Annotated in this window: 20 protein-coding genes and 1 tRNA gene; 8 read left to right on the top strand and 13 right to left on the bottom strand. The window is 47.6% G+C overall.

The genetic code is table 11. The features are described 5' to 3' along the window. Positions 1–73: 73 nt before the first annotated feature. Positions 74–964 (top strand): tRNA glutamyl-Q(34) synthetase GluQRS, encoded by an 891-nt coding sequence (gene gluQRS / locus ACFI32_RS08935; protein WP_462626281.1) that lies wholly within the window; start codon positions 74–76, stop codon positions 962–964. A gap of 84 nt (positions 965–1048) precedes the next feature. On the opposite strand, the gene ftsW is transcribed toward gluQRS, so the two are convergent. Together ftsW and murD are read right to left on the bottom strand one after the other, a co-directional pair. Next, complete coding sequence (ftsW, locus tag ACFI32_RS08930) at positions 1049–2245, bottom strand: putative lipid II flippase FtsW (RefSeq protein WP_462626192.1); 1197 nt, start codon at positions 2243–2245, stop codon at positions 1049–1051. A 212-nt stretch (positions 2246–2457) separates the two neighbouring features. Next, positions 2458–3879 (bottom strand): UDP-N-acetylmuramoyl-L-alanine--D-glutamate ligase, encoded by a 1422-nt coding sequence (gene murD / locus ACFI32_RS08925; protein WP_462626191.1) that lies wholly within the window; start codon positions 3877–3879, stop codon positions 2458–2460. 523 nt (positions 3880–4402) lie between these two features. Between murD and ACFI32_RS08920 the strand changes: the two genes are divergently transcribed. From ACFI32_RS08920 to ACFI32_RS08905, 4 genes are all read left to right on the top strand, one after another. Next, positions 4403–5902, top strand: a complete 1500-nt coding sequence (locus ACFI32_RS08920) for a SulP family inorganic anion transporter (protein WP_462626190.1) — start codon at positions 4403–4405, stop codon at positions 5900–5902. A gap of 81 nt (positions 5903–5983) precedes the next feature. Next, positions 5984–6838: a universal stress protein gene (locus tag ACFI32_RS08915; protein ID WP_462626189.1), complete on the top strand. Its 855-nt coding sequence runs from the start codon at positions 5984–5986 to the stop codon at positions 6836–6838. Positions 6839–7325: 487 nt separating this feature from the next. Further along, the gene (locus tag ACFI32_RS08910; RefSeq protein WP_462626188.1) at positions 7326–7664 is read left to right on the top strand and encodes a P-II family nitrogen regulator; all 339 of its coding nucleotides are present in this window, start codon (positions 7326–7328) and stop codon (positions 7662–7664) included. Between the two features lie 82 nt (positions 7665–7746). Next, the gene (locus ACFI32_RS08905) at positions 7747–9000 is read left to right on the top strand and encodes an ammonium transporter (RefSeq protein ID WP_462626187.1); all 1254 of its coding nucleotides are present in this window, start codon (positions 7747–7749) and stop codon (positions 8998–9000) included. Positions 9001–9253: 253 nt separating this feature from the next. Here the strand turns inward: ACFI32_RS08905 and ACFI32_RS08900 are convergent, their stop codons facing one another. The 3 genes from ACFI32_RS08900 to ACFI32_RS08890 form a co-directional block, all read right to left on the bottom strand. Continuing rightward, positions 9254–9637 carry a DUF2147 domain-containing protein gene (locus ACFI32_RS08900; RefSeq protein ID WP_462626186.1) on the bottom strand — a complete coding sequence of 128 codons (384 nt, stop codon included), beginning with the start codon at positions 9635–9637 and terminating at the stop codon, positions 9254–9256. A gap of 184 nt (positions 9638–9821) precedes the next feature. Next, positions 9822–10085 carry a hypothetical protein gene (locus tag ACFI32_RS08895; protein WP_462626185.1) on the bottom strand — a complete coding sequence of 88 codons (264 nt, stop codon included), beginning with the start codon at positions 10083–10085 and terminating at the stop codon, positions 9822–9824. A gap of 106 nt (positions 10086–10191) precedes the next feature. Continuing rightward, positions 10192–11109, bottom strand: coding sequence for a DNA/RNA non-specific endonuclease (locus ACFI32_RS08890; RefSeq protein ID WP_462626184.1), 918 nt, complete (start codon positions 11107–11109; stop codon positions 10192–10194). A 148-nt stretch (positions 11110–11257) separates the two neighbouring features. On the opposite strand from ACFI32_RS08890, the gene ACFI32_RS08885 reads away from it, so the two are divergent. Continuing rightward, a tRNA-Ser gene (locus ACFI32_RS08885) sits at positions 11258–11348 on the top strand. A gap of 614 nt (positions 11349–11962) precedes the next feature. Here the strand turns inward: ACFI32_RS08885 and ACFI32_RS08880 are convergent. The 5 genes from ACFI32_RS08880 to ACFI32_RS08860 all read right to left on the bottom strand — a co-directional run bounded on the left by ACFI32_RS08880 (position 11963) and on the right by ACFI32_RS08860 (position 19010). After that, a complete protein-coding gene (locus ACFI32_RS08880; RefSeq protein WP_462626183.1) occupies positions 11963–12748 on the bottom strand; it encodes a M48 family metallopeptidase in 786 nt (261 codons plus the stop codon). 6 nt (positions 12749–12754) lie between these two features. After that, a complete protein-coding gene (locus tag ACFI32_RS08875; RefSeq protein WP_462626182.1) occupies positions 12755–16093 on the bottom strand; it encodes a type I restriction endonuclease subunit R in 3339 nt (1112 codons plus the stop codon). 210 nt (positions 16094–16303) lie between these two features. Then, positions 16304–16930: an HNH endonuclease family protein gene (locus ACFI32_RS08870; protein WP_462626181.1), complete on the bottom strand. Its 627-nt coding sequence runs from the start codon at positions 16928–16930 to the stop codon at positions 16304–16306. After that, positions 16914–18368 carry an AAA family ATPase gene (locus ACFI32_RS08865; protein ID WP_462626179.1) on the bottom strand — a complete coding sequence of 485 codons (1455 nt, stop codon included), beginning with the start codon at positions 18366–18368 and terminating at the stop codon, positions 16914–16916. Before ACFI32_RS08865 ends, ACFI32_RS08870 begins: the two co-directional genes overlap by 17 nt. Before the next feature lie 186 nt (positions 18369–18554). Further along, a complete protein-coding gene (locus ACFI32_RS08860; RefSeq protein ID WP_462626178.1) occupies positions 18555–19010 on the bottom strand; it encodes a hypothetical protein in 456 nt (151 codons plus the stop codon). 314 nt (positions 19011–19324) lie between these two features. Between ACFI32_RS08860 and ACFI32_RS08855 the strand changes: the two genes are divergently transcribed. Further along, positions 19325–19918, top strand: coding sequence for a BLUF domain-containing protein (locus ACFI32_RS08855; protein WP_462626177.1), 594 nt, complete (start codon positions 19325–19327; stop codon positions 19916–19918). Between the two features lie 110 nt (positions 19919–20028). Here ACFI32_RS08855 and ACFI32_RS08850 read toward each other — a convergent pair whose 3' ends face one another. Both ACFI32_RS08850 and ACFI32_RS08845 read right to left on the bottom strand, forming a co-directional pair. Then, positions 20029–21216, bottom strand: a complete 1188-nt coding sequence (locus tag ACFI32_RS08850; protein WP_462626176.1) for a restriction endonuclease subunit S — start codon at positions 21214–21216, stop codon at positions 20029–20031. Next, entirely contained in the window at positions 21206–22771 is a 1566-nt protein-coding gene (locus tag ACFI32_RS08845; RefSeq protein WP_462626175.1) for a type I restriction-modification system subunit M, read from the bottom strand. The genes ACFI32_RS08850 and ACFI32_RS08845 overlap by 11 nt, the downstream gene beginning before the upstream one ends. Before the next feature lie 149 nt (positions 22772–22920). On the opposite strand from ACFI32_RS08845, the gene ACFI32_RS08840 reads away from it, so the two are divergent. Further along, on the top strand, positions 22921–23661 hold the full coding sequence (locus ACFI32_RS08840) for a hypothetical protein (RefSeq protein WP_462626174.1): 741 nt from the start codon (positions 22921–22923) through the stop codon (positions 23659–23661). 173 nt (positions 23662–23834) lie between these two features. On the opposite strand, the gene ACFI32_RS08835 is transcribed toward ACFI32_RS08840, so the two are convergent. After that, positions 23835–24416: a PepSY domain-containing protein gene (locus ACFI32_RS08835; protein WP_462626173.1), complete on the bottom strand. Its 582-nt coding sequence runs from the start codon at positions 24414–24416 to the stop codon at positions 23835–23837. Positions 24417–24765 lie beyond the last annotated feature (349 nt).

Genomic DNA, 24765 nt, shown 5'->3' with positions numbered 1-24765 from the left:
ATCAAATCCTCACGCTGATACGCAAAATCTTGCTGCCCGCACATCGTGCAACTCGGTAGAGACACCGCGCCCTATCGGACGTTTTGCGCCGTCACCCACAGGTGAACTACACTTGGGATCACTGACCACAGCGCTTGCAAGCTACTGTCATATCAAAGCACTAGGCGGCGTCTGGCTACTGCGTATCGAAGATACTGACTTGACCCGATGCGACCGTCAATTCAGCGAACAGATACTGATGGATTTAGAGGCGCTGGGACTTGGCTGGGACGGCGATGTCGTCTATCAGTCTGAGCGTATTGATCTTTATAATGACTATCTGGCAGCCAATCTAGCCCCCCTTACCTACGCGTGTCAGTGCTCGCGCAAGCATTTGGCGGCGTACTGGGACCATCAAGCAGATAAACACGAACTGGACGACGAGCAGCGCCAGCGTTATCCGCGCTGCTGTCTTGGTGCGGGTTTAGATAAGTCGCAGCACAAACTGCGCTTGCAACTGCCAGACCATCTCATTGGCTTTGATGATTTGATTCAAGGGACGCAGTGGAACAGCCCGCAACAAACGGTCGGCGATATGGTGGTGCGCCGTCAAGACGGCCTTATCAATTATATCTTGGCTGCGAGTATTGATGATGGCTTACAGCATGTCACTCACGTGATGCGCGGTCTGGATATTTTACCATTGACCACCGCGCAGATCAGCGTGATGCAAGCGGCGCGCTTGCCTGCTGTGGCGCAGTGGGCGCACCTACCGCTGATCTGTAATGCGGACGGACAAAAGCTGTCCAAACAAAATCTGGCTCAGCCGATTGATACCCGTGACCCCAGCCGCCTGCTCACCACCGCGCTGCGATTACTATGCCAGCCGCCAGTAGATATCGATACACCTGAGCGCATGCTGATACAAGCCGTTGCGCAGTGGGACCATACGCCACTACAAGGCAGACGTCACCTTAATTTATAACATTGCGCCCATCTGGTTGCCATAAAAAAGCGCAGCTGATTGCGACGCTTTTTTTATGGGTATGGCTTTGACGCATGATACGCGTTAGTAGTAGCGGCACTGGCTCTTTTCAATTTGCGGGCTTTCTTTGTGAATCTTCAACAATAGCGCCACCATGATGATACTGATAACCATCGACGAGCCACCATAGCTAAAGAACGGCATGGTCAAGCCTTTGGTGGGCATCGCGCCCATATTCATCGCCGCATTGATGATGGTCTGGGCAATAAAGATGATGCCAATACCAAATGCCGTATAGCTCATACGCATCTGGCGACGCTTGAGCGCGTTATAGCTGATGCGCATGGCACTGCCGATAATCAGCGCTTCGAGCACCAAAATCATCGCCACACCAATAAAACCCAGCTCCTCGCCTGTGATCGCCAGCAAAAAGTCGGTATGTGCTTCAGGCAAATGAGACAGCTTCTGCACACTTTCGCCGTAACCCACACCTGTAAACTCACCACGACCAAAGGCAATCAAACTGCGCGCCAACTGATAATCGGTGTCTTGAATGTCATCAAAAGGGTCTACAAACGACAACACACGTGTCAAACGATACTGCACCAGTGTCACCGCCAACACCGCCAAACCGCCAACCACCGTGCCTAGTGCAATAAACTGCTTGTACGGCGCACCTGCGATATAAAAGATCGCAAACACCGTCCCCACAATCACTACCAACGAGCCAAAATCGGGCTGCAGTAGTAGCAGCATGGTCAATAGTCCGATGACCAAAGAAATACGCAAAAAGCCATCCCAACCATTACGTACCTCAAAAGAGCGGCGCACCACAAAATCAGCGACAAAGACGATCACCACCAATTTGGCCAGCTCTGCTACCTGAAAATTGATAAAGCCTAAATTTAGCCAGCGTTTTGAACCATTGATTGGCGTACCAAATAAAGTGAGTATCAGCAGCGCCCCTGTCACGCCCAGCAATAAAAACTGTGTTTCGGTTTTATAAAGGGTTTTTAGTGATACAAAGTAATAAGGTACCGCCGCAACAATCAGGCCAAACACCATATACATCAGCTGGCGCTCAAAAAAGTGCAGCTCCGTCATCCCGCGGCTTAGGGCAAAGGGAATGGAGGCAGAGGCCACCATCAATAAACTGAGCACCATCATGCAGCCAACACTAGAGAGCAATGTGGCACGCGCTGAGGGGAGAAAAGGATAGTCGCCTATGCCAGTATTTGGCTGAGACGTTTGCGTCGATCGAGAAAGAAAAGAGAGCGCCATAATATTTACATACACTAACAAACAAAAAAAACACGGCGTTTATGCAACGCCACCGCCGAACCGTTAAAACAATATAAAAAGAGTCACTGTTAAAGCTGACAGTAGCAGTAATCTATAAGTAAAACAATCATTTATGCGCGCAAAATCTCAATACAGTATTCGTTCAGATACGATATGGCGCATCAATGAAGTCAAAGCGCATTGACCACGTTTTATCCATTGGTAAGCACATCGTCAAGCGTACGCACCAGCGTGTTAAAACACTCACCGCGCGCGGCATAACCACTGAACTGATCAAAGCTGGCACATGCTGGTGACAGCAGTACCGCTTGCACTTGTGACAGGCTACTGGCAGTAACTTGCGCGATGGTATCAAAAGCTTTTTCCAGCGTACCGCACTGATGCACGCCGACATCATCACTTAAGTTGGCAGCGCGTAGATGCGACTCAATAGGTCGCGCATCTGCGCCAATAAGCACAATCTGGCTGACGTAACGATTGATCAGTGGCGTCATATCACCAAATTGCTGACCCTTACCTTGACCACCCAAGATCAGCAGCAGCTTGCCATCTTTTGGCGCATAGACGGCACCAAGTCCTTCAATAGCTGCCATGGTTGAGCCAATATTGGTGCCTTTAGAATCATTAAAATAATCAATGTTCATGGCGGTACCGACATACTGACAGCGGTGATCAAGTCCTGTGAAGCGCTGCAAGGTGCCCAGCATACTCTCAAGCGGTATACCTGCCAGCTCACCGAGCGCCAACGCGGCTTGGGCATTGAGTAAGTTGTGACGGCCTTTAACTGGCAGCTCATCTGCGGCCAGTAAGCGAGTGGTGCCTTGCGCCAGATAGGTCTGACCATCAGCATCGGTAATGAAGCCATATTGACCTTTGTCTGGTGCATGGATACCGGTGCTGATACGCGGCAGGTTGTCCGCCACCAGTGGGCGAGTTAACGCATCTTCGCGGTTGATGACCACCGATTTTGCACCCTGAAAAATACGATGTTTGGCTTGGTGATAGCCCAGCATGTCACCATGTCGATCCAAATGATCGGGGGACATATTGAGAACGGTGGCAACAGCAGCGCCTAGTCCTGTGACCGTCTCTAACTGAAAACTGGACAGCTCAAGTACTGCCAGCTCCATATCAGAGTTTGCCAGCAGGCTTAGCGCTGGTACACCAATATTACCGCCAACGCCGACGTTGATACCCGCATCGGCGGCCATTTGTCCGACCAAGGTGGTGACGGTGCTTTTGGCGTTAGAGCCTGTGATGGCCACGATCGGCACCTCACAAGCATCACAAAACAGTTGAATGTCACTGACGACTGGGATATGGGCCGCGCGCGCAGCAGCAATGGCTGTCTGCGCAAGCGAGATGCCAGGGCTAATAACAATTCGAGCCGCCTGTTGTAGCAGCTCAGCATCAATGTCACCAAACTGGTGAATCTCAATAGTAGCAGGTAACTGTTCAGCGAGCGCAGGGTTGGCTTGACCATCAGTCACAGCCACACGGTAACCGAGATTGGTCAAATACTTGGCGGCTGATAAGCCTGATTGCCCAAGCCCGACGACCACTTGTAGACCACCACCTTTGTGAATCAAGGATTCTGTTGCCGCAGGAGTCATGATGTTTTGTCCTTATATTAATCAGCAAAGCGCGGTGACAATGGGCAGTAGTACGTCATGACGCGGCTGCAATGTGTCAGCATCATAACGGTATCGTTCATGTTTCGGTACTGCTTTTTTATCACTTTGTGCTATTATGCGCATGTTTTTTATATTTTGTTGCTGGCGTCTGCACTGAGGTTTTTAACTAAGGTTTTTAGTTTAGCATGTTGTGACCATTGTCACGTCAAACTCAGCACTTATTCATATCGTCATTAATGATGCCCGCAGACAGACATCCTAGTCTGCCTATCTTACATGACAACCTATCTGCCGCGATATGCTTATCACGGTAACTTGTGTGCCATTTTATGTTTTTTCATCTTACTTGACCACTGGCGATGACTATACGCATCGGCAGCGTTACTTGTTGACGATGCGTATCTGTCGCTGCCGAGACGTTAAAGTGAGCCAGCAGATAGCATGACTACGTTGCCAAAAGGCGGCCTTCCTTTTTTACTTCTAACCATATTGCAGTTTATTTATGACCTCATTTTTTGATAGTGTGCGCGACGAGTGGTTTTCTAATGTACGCGGCGATATTTTATCAGGACTGGTAGTGGCACTGGCACTGATTCCAGAAGCCATTGCGTTTTCGATCATCGCAGGTGTGGATCCCAAAGTTGGCCTATACGCCTCGTTTTGTATTGCCGTGGTGATCAGTTTTGTCGGCGGTCGCCCCGCCATGATTTCTGCGGCTACAGGGGCAATGGCGCTGGTGATGGTCGACTTGGTGGCTGAGCATGGATTGCAGTATTTACTGGCAGCCACCTTATTTTGCGGGGTGATCCAGTTTGTGATGGGAGTGCTTAAGCTTGGCAACCTGATGCGCTTTGTGTCGCGTTCGGTGGTCATTGGCTTTGTCAACGCGCTGGCAATCTTGATTTTTGCCGCGCAGCTGCCTGAGCTTAACCCCGCGACCGATCGCGTCGGTATGACCGTGTATATCATGACCGCCGCAGGTTTGGGGGTTATCTATTTGTTTCCGCTGATTCCAAAGATTGGCCGCGTGATTCCCTCACCGCTGATTTGTATTGTAGGACTGACGGCGGTTGCCATGTATATGAACTTGGACATTCGCAACGTGGGTAGCATGGGTGACCTGCCCGACTCGCTACCGATGTTCTTACTGCCTGATATTCCGCTCAACCTCACTACATTGATGATTATCGCGCCTTATTCGTTGGCACTGGCCGTAGTCGGTTTGCTCGAATCAATGATGACCGCCACGATTGTCGATGAGTTGACCGACACTTCAAGCAACAAAAACAAAGAGTGCCGTGGTCAGGGTATTGCCAACGTGGTTTCAGGCTTTTTTGGTGGTATGGCAGGCTGTGCGATGATCGGTCAGTCGATGATCAATGTCAAATCAGGCGGACGCACACGCTTATCAACGCTAACGGCAGGTGTGGTACTGCTGATTATGGTGGTGTTTTTGAGCGAATGGGTCAGTCAAATTCCTATGGCAGCACTGGTCGCGGTGATGATCATGGTGTCTATTGGTACCTTTAACTGGCAGTCGCTACGCGAATTTAAGACCCATCCGATGTCGTTTAACGTAGTAATGCTAGCAACGGTGTTGACCACAGTGTTTACTCACAACTTGGCATATGGCGTACTGGTCGGGGTGCTGCTGTCAGCGCTATTTTTTGCCAATAAAATCGGGCAGTTTCTTACCGTGTATAGCGAATATGATGATGACAGCAATACACGCTATTACTCGGTGCACGGTCAGGTATTCTTTGCCTCAACCACCTACTTCTTGCACAGCTTTGATACCAAAGAAGCACTTGATAGCATCCATATCGATGTGACCCACGCGCACTTTTGGGACGTGAGCGCGGTTGACACGCTGGATAAGCTGGTGATGCGCTTGCAACGTGAAGGGATTGATGTCAAAGTAGTTGGACTGAACAAAGCCAGCCGCACGCTGATTGATCGCTTCTCTATTCATGATCGCCGCGATATCGGACTGCTTGATTAAGACGCCTCATAGGCCAGTATTCGTGCTGGCCTGAGGTGTGCCTGACGTTAACAATACCAACAGATACGATGTGGTTGCCTTATGAGTAACTTAAAGCCAAACAGTGTGATTGCCTGCCTTGATTGTCCTGAGCATGTGCAAGCGGTACTCAATGCCAGCATGTGGGCCTCAACACGTTTGCAGGCGCCCATCGGTCTGCTGCACTCCATGCCCAACTTGCAACAAAAAACAGCCATTAACTATTCAGGCTGCTTAAACATCGATGACGAAAGCCACTTGCTCGATCAGTTTACCCATCAAGAGCATCTCAGTAATTGTGAGCTTAAGGCGCAAGGCAAAATCTTGCTCAGCCAAGCAACCACTTATTGCACCCAACAGCGTCACAAGCGCGCCATCTACACCTTGTATCGCCATGAGACCTTGGGTCAGAGCATCGACTATATCGATGATCAAGCCCAATTAATGGTCATTGGGCATCATGTCACTTGCAAATCGACCCTCAGCAAGCTGGTTCGCATCAGTCACTGCCCCATTTTGGTGACACATGCACCATTTTTGAGCCCAACGACGGCTTTATTCGCATTTGACAATCGCGTGACGGCGCACAAAATGCTCGATTGGCTATGCAAAACAGCATTAATACGCACCTTGACCCTACATGTGGTGATGGTCGGCAAAGAAAACTCAGAAAATCGTGACGCCCTGCGCGAAGCGTATGCACGCTTAAGACAGGCCGGCATTAAATGCAAAAAAGCCTTGTTAGACAGCCGCGATGTTTGTGCAGCGCTCAACTATTATCAAAGTGAGCATGACATCGGTTTACTGATGACAGGTGCTTTTGGTCAGTCGCGTTTACGGGAGCTGCTCCAAGGCAGCGATACTGAAAAACTACTGGGCAGTACCAAAACCCCTTACCTGCTCTTTCCAAAATCCTAGCCATCCCTTACAGTACCTACTATAGCGGCTGGCAGTCACTGCCACTGGCAATACGGTTCAGCCGTCTTTTTTAACGACTATGTTAAGTCTCAGCGTACGGCTCTCCACTGTATATCTTCAAGTTTACTCATGCTTTCTGTGCGCGCTCTGCGGTGTTTTTGTTAGCAAAACATCACAGGATAGCCGCCCCGAAAGGACAAAAATTTGGTTATAATGAAATCATCGTCAATTTGCTCTAACAGCAAATTGATTTTGTGTGCGCCTCAGCTTTTGCGGCGCTGACTTTTTTTGAGACCAAATTTTATATTCATATAGGCAGCGAGCCTTGTCATTACTTGTTTTTACTCATGAATCAATACCCAAGCGTTTCTCCCCCTTGAATACGTTTGGCACGGTTCTTGAATGAGCTAAGGCAAGCATGACGACGGTGCGATGCACCAGAGCGCAAGCAACAGCCTGCGACATCACACATATAAGGAAATTTCTTATGAAGCTAATCACTGCGATTTTAAAACCGTTTAAGCTCGACGATGTGCGCGAAGCACTGTCTGATATCGGTGTTAAAGGCGTTACAGTCACTGAAGTTAAAGGGTTTGGCCGTCAAAAAGGCCATACTGAGCTATATCGCGGCGCAGAATACGTGGTGGACTTTTTACCCAAGGTAAAAGTTGAGGTCGCGGTCATTGATGAGATGGTCGAACCTGCAATCGAAGCCATTACGCGCATTGCTAGCACAGGTAAGATCGGCGATGGCAAGATTTTTGTGACCACACTTGAGCAAGTTATCCGTATCCGTACGGGTGAAGCTGGCCCTGACGCCATCTGATAGCCAAGTGGCTTACCACGCGATACACGCCTAACCGTCGGTCATACCGATATCTGCATTGTTAATTCAAGGGGGAATTTAGATGCAAAGTCAAATTTTTGAGATGCAATATGCATTAAATACGTTCTATTTCTTAGTCTGTGGTGCTTTGGTCATGTGGATGGCAGCAGGTTTTGCCATGCTAGAGGCCGGTCTGGTACGCGCTAAGAATACCACCGAGATCCTCACCAAAAACGTTGGTCTGTTTGCCATCGCCTGTACCATGTATCTGATTTGCGGTTATTACTTTATGTATGACGGCACTCTATTTTTGCAAGGTATCGCGGGCGGTAGCGACTTGGTGGCTAATGCGGTCAGTACCTCAGAGGCCAATGGCTTCGATGGGGACGCCGTCTACTCCCAAGCCTCTGATTTTTTCTTCCAAGTCGTTTTTGTCGCCACCTGTATGTCTATCGTTTCAGGTGCGGTGGCTGAGCGGATGAAGCTGTGGGTATTCTTTTTATTCGCCATCATCATGACTGGCTTCATCTACCCTATCGAGGGCAGCTGGACGTGGGGCGGTAAAGACGTGCCATTTATTGGTGCATTAGACTTTTATGACTTTGCAGGTTCAGGCATTGTGCATCTTGCTGGTGCAACAGCCGCCTTAACTGGGGTGATGCTGCTGGGCCCACGCCGCGGCAAATACAGCTCAACAGGCGTTGCCCGTGCTATCCCTGGTGCCAACCTACCACTAGCCACGCTTGGTACCTTTATCCTATGGCTTGGCTGGTTTGGTTTCAACGGCGGTTCAGTATTAAAACTGGCTGATGTGAACAGCGCCAACGCTGTGGCGATGGTCTTCCTCAATACCAATGCGGCCGCTGCTGGTGGCGCGATTGGGGCGCTGGTCATCGCTCGCTTAATCTTTGGCAAAGCGGATTTGACCATGCTATTAAACGGTGCGCTCGCAGGATTGGTAGCCATCACTGCAGGACCGCTCACGCCAACGCCGCTACTAGCAACGGTCTTTGGTCTGGTTGCGGGTGTGCTGGTTGTCGCCTCTATCCTTGCTATTGATAAGATGAAGCTTGATGACCCAGTCGGTGCCATTTCAGTGCATGGGGTTTGTGGTCTGTTTGGCCTATTAATCGTACCTATTACCGATGCTGAAGCCAGCTTTGGTGGTCAGCTGCTGGGCGCCGCTGTGATCTTTAGTTGGGTCTTTGTCACCAGCTTGATCGTCTGGGCATTGCTTAAAATAGTCTTTGGTATCCGCATTGGCGAAGCTGAAGAGTACGAGGGCGCGGACATCTCAGAATGTGGTCAAGAGGCTTATCCTGAATTTGTACGCTAATCGGTATGCCGTCTAAGTTCCTATCCTATAGGCAGACCACATTGATGGTCTGCCTTTTTCCCTGTCAGTCTTTGGCTACCAACGTACCAAAACAGCTGAATTTGACCCAGCATCGCCCCTATCATTAACCCTATCGCTTGTGTTGAGCCACCCTATATCACCCCCTTTATCACTGCAACACGCATCAAAAAACCCGCATGGTCAGTAGACGATGCGGGTTTTGGTGTATCAAACAGTCGTTACATGGCGCGGATTATTTTTTCTTCCACGTTTGACTGCGAGAGAATGGGCCAAGGTAGCCTTTGATATCTAAAGTATTGCCGTTGAGGCTGGCGGTCATACGGTACGATTTATTTTTTTCAGGGTCAGTGATTTTACCGCCGCTGTATTTGCCATTACCGTCAGATTGTAGACCTGAAATGATGGTGATACCCACGTACTTTTTACCTTTACTGGTCGCCGTACTGATAATTTTACCCGTTAGTACGCCACCAGATTCGGTAATCTTGACCACGGCTTTTGGCTGTCCGTCATCATAAGTCTGCCATGTGGTGTTGGCCAGTGGGTCTGCGGCAAAGGCCATGCTCGCCGCTCCAATACCAACAACGGCCAAAGCGGTTTTTGTAAATAGTTTCATAAAGCGACTCCTTTCGTAAATGAGGGCCAATAGCGCCGTTTTGCCCCAGCTTATCCTTTGCTGGCTGTCTGCTGATCACTGCAAAACCACGCATGGTTTATCTTATTATAAGCAACGCATAATGCCTGCTTAGTAATTTTTTGATAGTGTATTATTACGCTAAATTCAAAATAATATCAACCAGTTACAAGAATGGATTGCTTATTTTATTATCTGTAGAGTCATTATTTGGTTTTGACTCTGCGATGGTATTGTTGTAGCTGGCGTTGGTTTCAAAGGCCGTAACGATCTTATTCATCAGAGTTTGCAGCTGCTTTGCTTGCTCGTAGCCGCCAGCGTCGCGCTGCAGATCAATATCGCCATAAATGATGACTTTGTCGGTTTGGTTTTCAATCACCAACTCGCCGATTTGCATGCTTTGGTGATTGTTAGCAAAGGGGTCGATCATGCGGGTCTCCTTGATAAACCGTTACCGCTGGTGCAACACAGGTTTATGGGTAGATATAAAAAGTGTTATTTATGAGAGCGGTGAGTCAGGCATCTTGCGCGCAAGGTTAGGCTTGTAGCTGACCAAGCAACCAGTCAATAAGCGCAGCAATAAAGTACATCCAATCTGGCGTCTCATCGGGCGCAGGGGCGGTTATCTCTTCGCCTGCGCTTAATGGCAATCCTAGCGCGGCAGCTTTGGTTTGGTAATCCAATATGGGCAGCACGTCTACGCCTATTCTGTCGGTCAGCTCATCCACGCTGATGACCTCTATGCGCTCTGATTCGTCATTGGGCGCATAATAGACGCCCGCTTGACCCAGCGCTGGGATATAAACGGCTTTATAAAAATGGCTGGGTACAAGAACACGATCTGCCAGCTGCGTTACTTTGGCATCAGTAAAAGCCACACCCGTCACGGTATAAACCTCACCGTATTGCTCGGTCAAGTGGCGGGTGGCGGACTCGATATTGCGCCAGATATAGCGGTTGTTACGCGGGGACTGCGGGGCGATATTGGCAAGGCTGAAGCTGTCGTATTGCTGGCTGCGCGTTGCCATATCAGCGTTGGGCGCTAGGTGGCCGCGATCAAATCCTGAGCCTGAGTAGTCTGATAGCGATGCGCGGGCTGACTTTGGCAAGCGGCTTTCTTCATGAAAGCTGTCGTCACGGTCGATCTGCTCGGCTTGTGCCAAACGTTTGCGGGTCAAATACTCAGCTGACCACAGCGGGGTACGTGACGTACTTGAATACATGACCGCAAAGCCATCAAAGCAGAGTGCTTGACTGTCTGTCTTGAGTTTACTGTCGGTAAATTCTGGATATACTCCGCTATAAAAGGAATCGCTGCAATCACTTAACGTATCAGCATGCGCGGGCACAGAAAGAGAAAACAGCGCGAGTATCGCCGCGCCGATGACCCATTTGATGATCAGCGGGCGCGGGGCCATCAATGGCCTAGATGGCTCGGCGTGGGGATTTGTCATATCATCTCTCAGTGTGGTCATGGTGGTCTGTGCACAGGCTATCGTAGCAGCCTACCCGCCATAAGAAAAGATGTGCGTTTGCAAACAAAACGTGCGCTCAAGCCGTGACTTTTGGCTGGTTATCGGCTATACTAGGCCGTCTTAAAACGGTGAAGTGGGTGAGTGGCTGAAACCGCACGCCTGGAAAGTGTGTATACGTTAATCGCGTATCGAGGGTTCGAATCCCTCCTTCACCGCCAATCTTATAAAAGCCTAGTTTTCCTATCTTGTCCTACCCTGTCCCAAATACCCCTTAATCCCTTTATAAATAACGCGTCTAGCGTTTTTTTTATGTCTGCTATTTTCTCGATGATTTGCTCTATAGTTAAGGTATTGACGTCATCGCTTCACGCCAACTATCCTCATTTAAAAATGAAACAGCACACGGCAGCTGTCACATTTTTGTTAATGACCTGATGAATGACCTCGCACTCAAAAAGACGACAGGAACCAGTAGGGCTATCGTGATGACATGCCTATAGGGAATCTCAAGCGCAAAAAAAGTATGTATACCCTCTATGCAAAAGTATATACCGACCAATAAGATAACCATGTCATAGTGACGCTTGCTTACGATATGAATCATACTGGTTAAGAGTAACACCACACCCACCGCTAGGGGGAAAAATCCGTCACGAAACATAGCTGGCTGAAACAGATAGAGGCCGCCGCAGATGAGCAAAAATGCCATCGCCATTTTGGTATAAATGGGCATCTTTTGTGTTGATGGTACTTTCTTCACTTTACTTCTCATTGGATAGTTTTCCAAAAAAACAGTCTCAAATTGTCTACACTCAGTCGTTATCTACTAATTTTATGCATTCAAATACAGCTCTGCCATACTGTCCAGACGCCGCTTGATGCTTTTGTGCTCGGGCATAACTTGGGTCAATAAGCGCCAAAAGCGCTCGCTATGATTGTGCTCGGCGATGTGACACAGCTCATGCAGGATGACGTAATCAATGCATTCTTTAGGTGCTTTTACTAAGTGCGGATTAAGTATTAGATTGCCTTTAGTAGAGCAGCTACCCCACTGCTTCTTCATAACTAATAGCCTGAAATCTGGTGTATCAATTACCCATGCTGCTTTAGGTAATACCGCTTCTAGGCGTTCTGCAAGTATAAGCTTGGCTTTATTTTTATACCATTCATCAATGAGGCTTTTCACAAGAGCAGTTCGTTCTTCAAGATTTAATGTAGAATCACTTTCAGACAATTCTACGTTTAACTTACCTTGACTGAGCTTCACCGTACTGTTTATTTTATCGCTGGTTTTTGTATCTGCTATCACTTTTAACACATAGCGCCGACCCAGATAAAACTGAGTCTCACCGCTGACATAGCGTCTGGGCAATACCTCATGATTTTGTTTGGCAAAGGCTTGCAGGTTGTGCCATATCCAGCGCGCCCGCTTTGTCATCGCCTCATGAATCATATCAGTGCTGGCATCCATCGGCGCAGTCGCCACCACGCGCTGGTCAGGATGCACCTTGATCAGCACTTTGCGCGGTTGGCTTTGCTTGGTGCTAGCAGTATCCCGCCGCACGATGTCATAGCCGATTTTGTCTGGACCGTAGTACAGTACGCCGCGCTCTGTCATCACCCGCTACCCTGTGACCGTGTTGGTGCGGCTCGCTCTTGATAGTCCCAAGCGGGTAATCTTGAGCACCGCTTCTATCAGCTGCTGCGCACGCGCCACGCCTAAATCGGCAAATAGTAAGGGCAGCAGTTGCCGGTTGATATCGTTTTCAATCTCCGCAGGATTGATGGAATACTCGGCTACAGATTTGGTCACAATGCGGTCAATTTTAAAGGCATAATCAATCAGCCTCTCTTCATCGAGGCCATTTTCTGCCAACACATCAGCAGCAAATAAGTGCTTAAACAAGCCAAAATACGCCTGCGCGTGTTTGTTAAAGACGCCCTTGTCATCGACAAAGGCATTTGGCACATCTTTGATGACGCGATCTTTGACTGTCTGCTCAAAGTGCGCAAACATCATGTACTGCTTGACGGGCGCATCAAACATCGCCTTGGCATCAGCAATCGCTTGCTTGAGCAGTTTGGAAAAATATGCCTGCGCATAAGGGTCATCTGCCAAGTCCTGTTCGATCATTCTGGTGACGCGGCCTGTGATTTTATCAGTTTGGTTGCGCGCTTCATCGTCGCTCATCTTGTCAGGCTTAGCGTTTTTGCCGAGATTATCGACCAGATACACGCCTTTGGCCTCGCGTACTTCCAGCCCTGCAATGTGCTTATCAAGTAGGCTGCGAATGTCCGCTTCGTATTCATCATAATCGATGGTTTCGCTCGCATCTTCGCGCACTTGCTTGCGTAGATTGATAAAGGCTTTGAGGTCTTGCTTGTAGCGGTCACGCTTGTTAGCAAAAGAGGTATCTTCAAAGTAAGACGCCGATTGTAGTGCCACTTTCATGGCGTTGGCAAAGGCCGTCAACGCGGCATAAAAGTCGTCCCGCGCCTTAAGGTTGGTATCGATGACCCTACCATCGATCTCCTGCATCTTGGGCGTAAGCACTTGACGCAATGCTTGTCCGTCTTGCTTATTTTTCACTGATGAAAATATCGCCCACAGCGCGCTGTGCAGTCGGGGCAGCTGCTTATACTCAGTATCCATCGCATGATACAGACCGCTTAAATCATCAATATCAAAGCCACCTTGTGTGCGCTCGGCTAAGTCTTGGTATTTCTCAATGGTGATGTCCAGCTCTTTTAGGATGCCGCGATAGTCAATCAGATAACCAAAGCGTTTGTGCTCATGCAGGCGGTTGACCCGCGCTATCGCCTGAATCAGATTGTGCTGCTTTAAGGGCTTATCGATATACAGGACGGTGTTTTTGGGTTCATCAAAGCCTGTTAATAATTTATCGACGACGATCATGATATCGGGGCCCGTATCTGTGCCAAAGTCGGTAACAATGGCTTTGGTATACGCTTTTTCATCACCGCCATAGTCTTTGGCAACATGCGCTTGCCACCAGTTTTGTACCATATCTTTGGATTCGCTATCGACGGTGTCGTGTCCTTCGCGGGTATCGGGCGCGGACATGGCAACCACGGAGGTCACTTTACCGATCTTATCGAGTGCCATTTTATAGCGGATGGCTGAGGCTTTGGAGTCACACGCCAGCTGCCCTTTGAGATGCTGCTGTTTGAAATTTTGAAAGTGATCCGAGATATCATGAGCGATCAGCTCGATACGCCCTTCCACCTGATAGATTTGCCCTTTTTGGGAAAACTTACGTTTGAGATCATTTTTTTGCTCCAAGGTCAGCGGTTGGGTGATGCGATCAAACCACGCATCGATAGCCTGATCATTGGTGTTCAGCTCAGGGATGCGCTCCTCGTATAACAGTGGCGTGACCGTTTTGTCTTTGACCGCTTGCTGCATGGTGTAGGAGTGGATGATGCTGCCAAATTTGTTTTCGGTCTTGTCGTCCTTGAGCAGCGGCGTACCCGTAAAGGCGACAAAGGCAGCGTTTGGCAGCGCTTGCGCCATGCGTATATTGTTTTCACCGTTTTGGCTGCGGTGACCTTCATCGACCATGACGATGATGTTTGGGCTGTCGTTATAGCATTCGTCATACTGCACCGCTGAGCCAAACTTATTAATAATCGAGAAGATAACGCGCTCGTTACCATGCCCAATCTGCTGCGCTAAGCGGCGGCCTGAGGTTGCCATGGCGTCTGATTTATCACGATCAGACAATACACCGCCTGAGGCAAAGGTTTGGCTAAGCTGGGTTTCTAAGTCCACGCGGTCGGTGACGACAATAACGCGGCATTTTGCCAGTTCTTCTAGCCAAATCAGCGCCTTGGAAAAAAACACCATGGTAAAGGACTTGCCGCTGCCTGTGGTGTGCCAGATCACCCCGCCCTCACGGCTGCCCTTATCATTGACCGTACTGATGCGCTCAATCAAGGCCTTGATACCAAAAACTTGCTGATAACGGGCGACGATTTTGCCCACCTTTTTGTCAAACAAGGTAAACAGCCGCGTCATCTCCAGCAAGCGCTCAGGCTGCAAGAGGCTGATAATCAAGCGGTCTTGGTCGGTCACTTGCCGCGCCCCGCCTGCGACCAATGATAGATAGTATGCCTTTGTCGCGGCTGGACGATGGGCAAATAAACGCTCAACCTGCGCATCGCTGAGCGGCTGGTTTTTAAGATGGGCAAACTCAGGCTCGGTGATGTCTTCCTCCACCCATGTTGCCCAAAACTTGTCAGGCGTGCCGCAGGTGCCGTATAAGCCATCATGACCATTGACCGCGAGCAGCAGCTGACTGTAGGCAAACAGGTGCGGGATCTGTTTTTGATCTTGATTGCGGATGTGCTGCGAGACGGCTTGGCGAGTGGTGGACTGCCCTGATTTGCTGCTATCAGGGCGCTTGGCCTCAATGATAGCCAGTGGCAGACCATTCACAAAGCAGACGATATCGGGAATGATGTTGCCTGTGCCCTCGCTGTTTTGTACCACCAGCTCTTCGGTGACGTGAAAGGCGTTGTTGTCGATAGTGTGCCAATCTATCAGGGCGATGGTCTGCGCGGTCTTTTTGCCATTGATAAACTCGGTGACGGTCACGCCATAGAGCATGGCGTTATACAGTGCCTCATTTGCCGCCTGTAACCCAAGGTTCATCGCAGGGGTTAGGGTGTGCATGATCTTGTCAATGGCATTGTCTGATAGATGATGCGCCTGCCCCTCAAATATAAAGGTTTGCTGCGCCAAAAACGCACGCATAACGGGCAGGAGCATCACCTGATTGCTCGCTTTATGATTGGTCTTACTTGCAGCGCGTTTGGTACGCATCGCATGGCATTGGCTTGGCGGGATAAACTCATAGCCCAGCGCGGTGAGCAAGGTTAAGGCGGGGATTTTTGCGCTGAATTCTTCGGCGAAGTTGATACTGGGGTTGGAGTCGGTCATATCTGCCGCCTTATACATAGCGTTTGTTTGGTTGTTGCGTTTTATTGATTGTAGCGGATACGACCGTAAAAAAGACAATAAAAACCCGCCATGCTGTTTAAAAAACATGATGGTTTTGATATTAAAGATATTTATACTTATTACGTTTGTCTTAGATTGTCTTAGAGATACAACTTAGGCTCACGATTAGCGCTGTGGTATTTCCAGCAATCACGCTACCCATTGACGCAAAACATTGATGGCAATTGGTGCGAAAGCTTCAAGCTGACCGTTTTTTGGTTCAGACAAATCATCAATGATCATTTGGATCAAATCGCTATCGTCTACAACATCATCTGGATCAACCCCTTGTCCCAACAAAAGAGCCAGTACAAATTGTTTTCTTTGTTCAACCAAAGATTTATTGGTATTGCCCAAATTTAATACACGAATGGTTTCTTCGGCATCAGCCGTCATCCCCTCAACTCTACCGCTTAATTTGAACCTAATATCTGTTTCACATTCACTATCAAAAGGGGTCAGCGGTAATGACTGCGAACCATGTGCATCATCGCACTGCTTGGGTGTTGTGCAACTGGCAACAATATTGGTGTAATCCAAGCTTCGATTCGGTGCAATTCGTCTGGCTAAGACATGCTCATTCATACAGTCTTTGCCATTTCCTGAAATGCGCTTGCAGCAATAAGCGTACAGATAAAACTGCTCTATTGTGCAAGCAGATCGAATATCTTCTCTTTCTACTTTAGTCAAATCGTTATAATTGCCTTTAGGGTTGGCGCGCTTCCAACGGGTCAGGCTTTGTGGCTCGACACCTGCTTGCTTAGTTATTTTTCGCAAGTTGCAGCTCCTTTTTACGAAGCAGCAATCTTGCTTTGGCAAGTTCCATATTGCCTGATGGCAACTCCTGCTCTAAAGTCTCTAATAACGTCTTAGCAGTAGCAATGTCATTATCTTGTATGGCATCTAATAAGTCATTAAGCTTATCATTAATATCAGGATTACGAACGTCCGTGTCCATTGCCTCTAGCAATACAGTGTTAACGTCCGCACCATATAAAGGTGGCAAGGCACCAATCTCACCATCACTTAGCAGATAAACCAAAATGTCTTTTTGGTCGCTAATAACTAGAGGTGAATGTGTGGTTAACACTATCTGGCACTTAGGAAACGTATCGGTAAAGCGCTGCACCAGATTGCGCTGCCAACTGGGATGCAAATGCATATCGACTTCATCTATTAGAATAATACCATCCCCTTGCAGCGGATCATCCAATTCAGGGTTCATCATTGCCAATCGCCGAGCAATATCACCCACCAACGCCATCAACGACTTTTCCCCTTGCGAGAGCTGTAATACGTTTAGCGATTGACCATGTTTATCGACTGCCATATGAAGACGCGGCTTACGCTGTACGCGAATGTTGCTGAGATCAGGCATAAACGCGGTGATGGCGGTTCTCACTGCGTTTAGTTGTTTGTCTTGATACTTACCTTCTGTTTTCTTTAGATAGCTCGCTATTTTATTTATACGTTCAAACTCCTGCAAAACAGATTTCACATCCTTCTTATCTAAATTATCAGTCTCATCTTCGTAGCCATTGACGAAATTATCTATATCTATCCATTCGTTAAAACCTTCATTAAAAATTAATTCAAATCGTCTACTTTGCTCCTCATTCTCAATATCTTCACGCTCACGAAACCATTCAAAAAACCGCCGAAAGTCTACGCCTTGGTTGAGCGCACTGTCATAGCCATCTATCTGCTCAAAGTTGTGCTTGTTCTTAATTTTTAACGGAATGTCCAATACTGAGCGCTCAACGGGATAATACGCAATCAAAGGCAGGCTGGCCCCATCATGCTCGGTAAGTTGCTGACGATACTTATCTACCAGCTTCGAAAGCTCGCTCAAGTTACTGGCACGATCACTTTTACGCCCTTTTCGAGTTTTCACGAGTGTCCATTGATACGATGAAGCCGCTGCTTTGCTGTTCGCTTGAATATCATCACACAGCTGTAATGAAATACTCGCGGCTGGCGCGTTATTGATAATATTTAACTCATCAATGGGTGTACCACTACCTTTTTCCGTACGTAACCGAGCAACAAACCAGCTTAATGACGTTGCTAATGCATTCAATATTGATGTCTTACCAGCACCATTATTACCAATAAACACCGTCACATTGGACGGATTATCTTCAGTCGGCGCAAAGTCCACCGCTAGGTTCTCAAACCGTCCTAGATGGGTAAGCTGTAGCTTTTGTATTTCCATTTTTCTCATCCACGATTGTATGACGTGTCTCTGTAAATTTTATGATAGCCAGTATAACAGCAACTCACTTTGGCCTTATCTTAATCTGCCAGTCTGGTGAGCCAATGCAAAAACCCGCCAAAATACGCGTTACCCACAGGGCGTCGCATGGCGGTCATCTCACACAATGACAATCGCTGGGTGCCGCTAGCGTTTGACCAAAAACAAACGTCTAAACTTGTTATCCAAATAGTAGTAGCAAGCTGCACATATCACGCCGCTGACAGCGATCACCAAACAGATCATGATGCTCACGGTGTCTTGTTGGTTCACAGGGAAGAAGAGCGGTATCAGTCCATATAAAAAACCACTCACCATGACCACCAGCACGCTCAGTTTGTTTATTTTTTCTACGATAATCAGGTACAAAAAAAACACGAGATAAGCCAGTAAATAGTACGCATAAAAGGTATATAAGGTATTTGTGAATCGCTTTATAGTACCGCTGAGGCTAAAGGGTAGCCCCACATAACCCATAAAAAACACATCAGAGGATACGACAGCATAGACGACCACCAAAAAAATAGCGCCCATCAAAGGCGGCACAAAGAATTTTAAGAGCCACAGCGCGGTTAGTTTTGAGGGCTTATGTTTGATTTGCAAAAATAATGATCCTTAATGGTGGAATGACGTGCACGGCCTAAAATCTCCTATCATCATAACCAACTGACAGTCGTCCATCATGCCTCATGTTATACCAGTGACTGAGCGCATGAGTGATTGTTAGCCCTTGTGGGGCTGGTTGCCTTGCCCTGTCCCTAAATATGGACGTCTCATGATATTTCTCATACGCTAGGGTTCAATAAATAGCTAAAAATCTTTTATAATAGCACTCATAATGTCCATAAAAACAAGAAGTAACCGCTACTATGCATACCAGAACAAATATACAAAGCCACGCCGGACTAGAAGCCTCTATGAGTGATACCCCTGACAACGCACTTATCAGACTGATCTATGTTAGTGGTGTCAATACCACTGACAACTCGGTGTTTGAACACATACAGCGTCACTCAGAGTCTTACAATAAGGACAATAAGATCGTGGGCTTTTTGTGCAACAACAATGACAGCTTTTTGCAATGTCTAGAAGGCACAAAAGAGGTTGTCTCCTCCTTGATGCGAAGAATTTTTAAAGACAAAAACCATAAAGATGTGGATGTGGTGTTTTCCAAAAAAATCAGCGGTTATAGCTTTACCGACTGGCGTATGCACAGTATCAATCTAAGCGATAGCAATTGGAAAAAATTCTCCAGTCATACGCAGCTACGTGATATATCGCCATTCAAACCCCATCACTGGCCGCACTGGTTCGTTGATCATTTTATTGAGTCGGTAAAAACCATTGATTACGCCAGTCTAAATAAAGACATGATTACCTTTGATAAGCTGGGGCATTCTGAGGTGGAGAAGACGCTAGCGAGTGATAATATTTTATTCTACATCTTTTTGAGTGTGCTGATCAGCGCGGCGGTGGTGGTTTTGCTGTTTAGATATAATGTGGTTGCTTGATGCCATTGCTAAATACCAATCACTGCCGATATTAGCGCATCTTTTCAGTCTGCATAAGAGCGCCTAAAGGTTTCGCTATAGGCGCATGTGAACCATGCCATGCGCTGTGGTTAATTAGTCACCACCCGCTTTTTCCCTGTCAATAGCACTTGCATCAGTGCTTTTTTCTCTTGCTGCAAGTGGGCAAGTTGCTGCTCAAGCAATTCGATTTCGTTATCGGCGCTGGTTAACACGGCGGCGATTTTTTGTTGTTCTTTAAAGGAAGGTAAACTAATGAGCTGATTTTCCATAGTGCCTTTGGTAACGTGCATAAGCCCCATTCCATTGGTCTTGCTCATTAATCTTTGAGTTTCATAATCCAGTAGATAGTACATATAAATCTTATGTAGTAGCTCTGCTTTACATTCAACTTTCCAAATATGATAGTGATATATCGCTTTATTTCCCTGCCAAATAGCAGGGCCAAATGTTGCCGACCACATATAAAGCAGATCGCCTTTATTGCAATACTGATGTTCTGGAAGCGTTAGTGTCGAGTAGTAATAATTTAACCCTCGTCCAGTTAAATTTTGGAGCCTGATTACTGGAGTGCCTTTTTCTTCCCATTCACTCTGTTTATATGCTCGACCGTTGAAGAATTTAGCAACGTCTCCCTGTTTCACTTCTTCCCACTCCCCCACAAACCTCTCCCCATTGTCATCCAGCAAGCGCTTTTTGCCTGTAAGGAGCTGCTGCATCAGGGCTTTTTTCTGCTGGGTGCTGTTGTCAATCAAACGCTCAGTGGTGCTAATCGCTTTGTCCCAAGTGGATAGGATAGTGGCGATTTTTTGTTGTTCTGGGAGAGGTGGAATCGGAACTCGAATTTCTTTAACGATTCCACCGCTTAGATTTTGCTGACCCCCACTATTGGCTAGCTCTCTGATATTTTCATATTGGCTAGTCAAATATTGATAATAATAATCTACGTTGAATCCTGCGTTCAACTGTAGCGCAGCACATGCCTGATTTGTAGAAGCCTCAATTCCAAGTTTAGCTACTTGACCACGAGTTTTCCCTTGACCATACATAGCCATTAAAATAGTATCTTTTGGATATAATTTTGCCGATGAATTTTGAAGACCTTCTTCAGTAATTTTTTGCTCTGTATCAGCAATTACATTGAACTTAACTTCAGCAGTCGTTACCCAAGGAATGGTTCCATTGACCCAATAAGAATCCTTTTTTCTGCTAGGAGTACCACCAGAAGAAACCTGTGCTATGTCCTCTATAACGCCTGACTTCCACCCCTTAGGCACCATAACCCAACTCCTGTAAAAACCCTGCCATCTCAATCTCTAATTGATCCAATTCAGCTTGTAACGACAGACGCTCAACACGTACCGCCTCCAGATCAATCTCCGCTTCTTCTTCAAAGGTATCGACATAGCGCGGGATATTAAGGTTAAAGTCGTTTTCTGCGATTTCATCAAAGCTCGCGAGATAGGCGTATTTATCGACGCTTTGGCGCGCCTTATAGGTCTCAATGACTTTGGCAATATTGTCGTCGGTGAGCTGGTTTTGATTTTTACCTGATTTAAACGCATTACTGGCATCGATAAACAGTACAGAGTCATCAGTTTTGCCACTGACAGGATCAGTTTTATTCTTCTTGAACAGCAAAATAGCCGCTGGAATCCCTGTACCAAAAAACAGCTTTTCGGGCAGACCAATCACCGCATCGAGTAGGTTTTCTCTAATGAGCTGCTCACGGATTTTGCCTTCGCTGGAGGCGCGAAACAGCACGCCATGCGGTACGACCACGCCCATGCGGCCGCCTTGTTTTGATGCAGAGGCAGGCTTGAGGGTTTCAATCATATGACTGATAAAGGCATAATCGCCCTTGGTCTTGGGCGGTACACCGCGATGAAAGCGCCCGTACGGGTCGTCGCTGGCATCGTCATGCCCCCATTTATCCAATGAAAACGGCGGGTTGGCGGTCACCACGTCGAACTGCAATAACTGCTTGCCCTCCGCGTCCAGTAGTAGCGGGTTGCGGATGGTGTCGCCCCACTCGATACGGTGGTTGTCCTCACCGTGGAGGAACATGTTCATCTTGGCGAGCGCCCATGTCGAGCCGATGGCTTCTTGACCGTAGAGGGCGTATTTTTTGGTGCCTGTGGTTTTGCGTATCATCGCGCCGCATTTAATCAGTAGCGAGCCTGAGCCGCATGCAGGGTCACAGATGGCGTCGCCTTCGGTGGGCGCAAGGATGGTGGCGAGCAGGGTCGAGACTTCAGGCGGGGTGTAAAACTCGCCTGCGGTCGCGCCACTACTGGCGGCAAAATGCTTGATGAGGTACTCGTAAGCATTACCAATCACGTCCAAGCTGCCCACGCGCTCGGCGGAGAGGTTCAAGATGTCTTTGCCAAAGTCTTCTAGCAGGTGGCGCAGCAGCTCGTTTTTTTGTTTGTCTTGACCGAGCTTGTCGGTATTAAAGCTGATGTCTTGAAAGACGTTTTTGAGCTTGGTGCCGTTGGCTTCTTCAATCGCGTGTAGCGCCTCGTCAATGCGCTGACCGTTGCCCGGCTGATGGCGCTGCTCGTATAAATCCCAAAAGCTCGCCCCTGCTGGCAACACAAAGCGCTGCTTTGCCATCATGGCGTGGATCAGCTCGGGGTTCTCGTTACCTGAGCCGCCGAACTGCTCAACGAGCTTGGTGTACTCATCCTTATAAACGTCAGATAAGTATTTTAAAAACAGCATGGTCAAAATAAAGTCTTTGTACGTGTCGGCGCTGATGACCCCGCGAAAGGTATCGCAGGCGTTCCAGACGGCTTTATTGATGTCGTCTTGGTTGATTTGGGTGCTCGGCATGATGCGTCCTAAATGCTTTAAAAAACAGATTTTTATAGTGGGGTAATGATAGCAGGGTCTGAGATGGATATCTTGCGTTGGCGCGCATTTGGTTATGAGATATATCGAAGATGGTGTAACATTTGTTTATTTTTATTTTAGGGAGCGGTATGAAGTTATTAGCAGGTTTAGTGATATCGGGTGTTGCACTGACAGCGCAGGCAGCCACTACGGACATATCAGCCACAGCGGATGATGAGGTGGTTACCCAGTTTCCTGTTGAGCAAGCGATGGTAAATATTTTTACCAAACCAGCCGATAGGAAAATGTATGCGTGTTATCAAGGAGGAAAACTGCGATTACGAGATGTCATTACTCCTGTCGGACACATCGAGTTTGACGGCAAGCGGGTCATGGGCGCTCAGCTTACTCGAACGCGTGCTGCTAACGATAAAACTTTGAGTAAATTTGTCGGTATCGATTATTTTACATTAAGGCCGTTAACTTTTTATGGTTTTACGACCAGTGATGGTTTTTACTCTATTGGCACTCAGCATGCCACTATCCCCAAACTGGCGAGCATCGGCGATTCTAGCAACTATATTACTGAGAACGTCTATTCTGACAGCAGCAAACGCCAGCAGGTAACAAAATATACCCAAACGTGGTCGCTATCACAGGCAACAAAGGACACGGCATGGCTGCGTATCCAGACTTCTGGGAGTCTGCTTGCCCATGCAGAACCTAATGAACCAGTCAATGACTATTATAAAATCAATACCAAAGGGGAGATTTTAGCAAGTGGTGAAAAGGTGACTTACTCCTATGGAGACCAGTTTAAAACGGTTAGATATAAAACCAAGCGCTGGCCACTAATGCTGTGTCCAGTACACACCGATGATTTAAGATGATATTTATTATCTTAAGCTCACATGATTGACCTGATCTATATTGCAAGCTACGACCTATCGCTATAAAAAAGCCCCAAACCACTAACAGTCGTTTGGGGTCTTGTTATTTTGTGCCATGTTGTATAGCGCCTTATCATGTGGCGCAATGGCATCGCAATATGGGCTACCGATGATTAAGCGTCATGATCCACATGGCTGCTTAGCACCTTACCCGTCATGCTATCGACCATGACATCATGGACTTGGTTACCGCTACCAATCTCAACTTTATAGACAGGGCTGCCAGCCTCCATATCAAACTCGGCTTCGAGCACCGTACCGTTTAGCGTTTGATTGGCACTATTGATGGCTTGCGACAGGCTGATTTTGGCCTGCTTCATGGTGTTGTATTCTGCCATGTCCTCTCTATCTAAGCGCTCCATCTCATCTTTGATGACTTTGCCTGTATTGGCATTGACGATGATGTCTTGCTCGTTGTTATTGGCAATGATGCTGATCTCGTAATGGTTATTTTCCATACGGTCTTCTTGATCGAACCCCACACTGACGATGTCGCCTGCTACTGTTTTATTGGCCAGCGTCATCGCTTGCGCTAAGCTGATGTTACTTTGCGCTGCTGCGACCGTTGCTGTCATGGCGGTGTTGGTCATGGCCGCTTGGCTCACTGGAATAGCCGCCGCGCTTAGGGTGGCGACACTCAGCGCCACTGCTAATGATTTTTTTAGGTTTGAGGTTTTTTTTATAATCTTGTTCATAATAATGTCCTAAGGGTCTCCTGATAGCTATCAGAGACCGTTATTTAGTGAAACAATGGCATGCGTTAATAATGACATGCCCAATAATCGTGATGTCGAGCAAGATGGTGACACAGCGCCCCGCTTTTTGTCCAAGTGATTTATGCTGATAAAACGTAACTTATGTTGTGTTTACAGCAGTGAACCTTTTATAACTATGTCAATGCGTGAGCAAATTGTTGACCACTTTCCAAAATATGGTGTTTATTAAATAGAACGATGTCGTAATTAGGGGCGATGAGATACTGAAATATGGTCATTTTGATAGACGTTTTGACCAAGTAGGTATTACTCGATAATGCTTCGTTAT

The sequence above is a fragment of the Psychrobacter sp. PSi21 genome (assembly GCF_054960615.1).
This window is presented reverse-complemented; position numbering and strand designations above follow the sequence as displayed.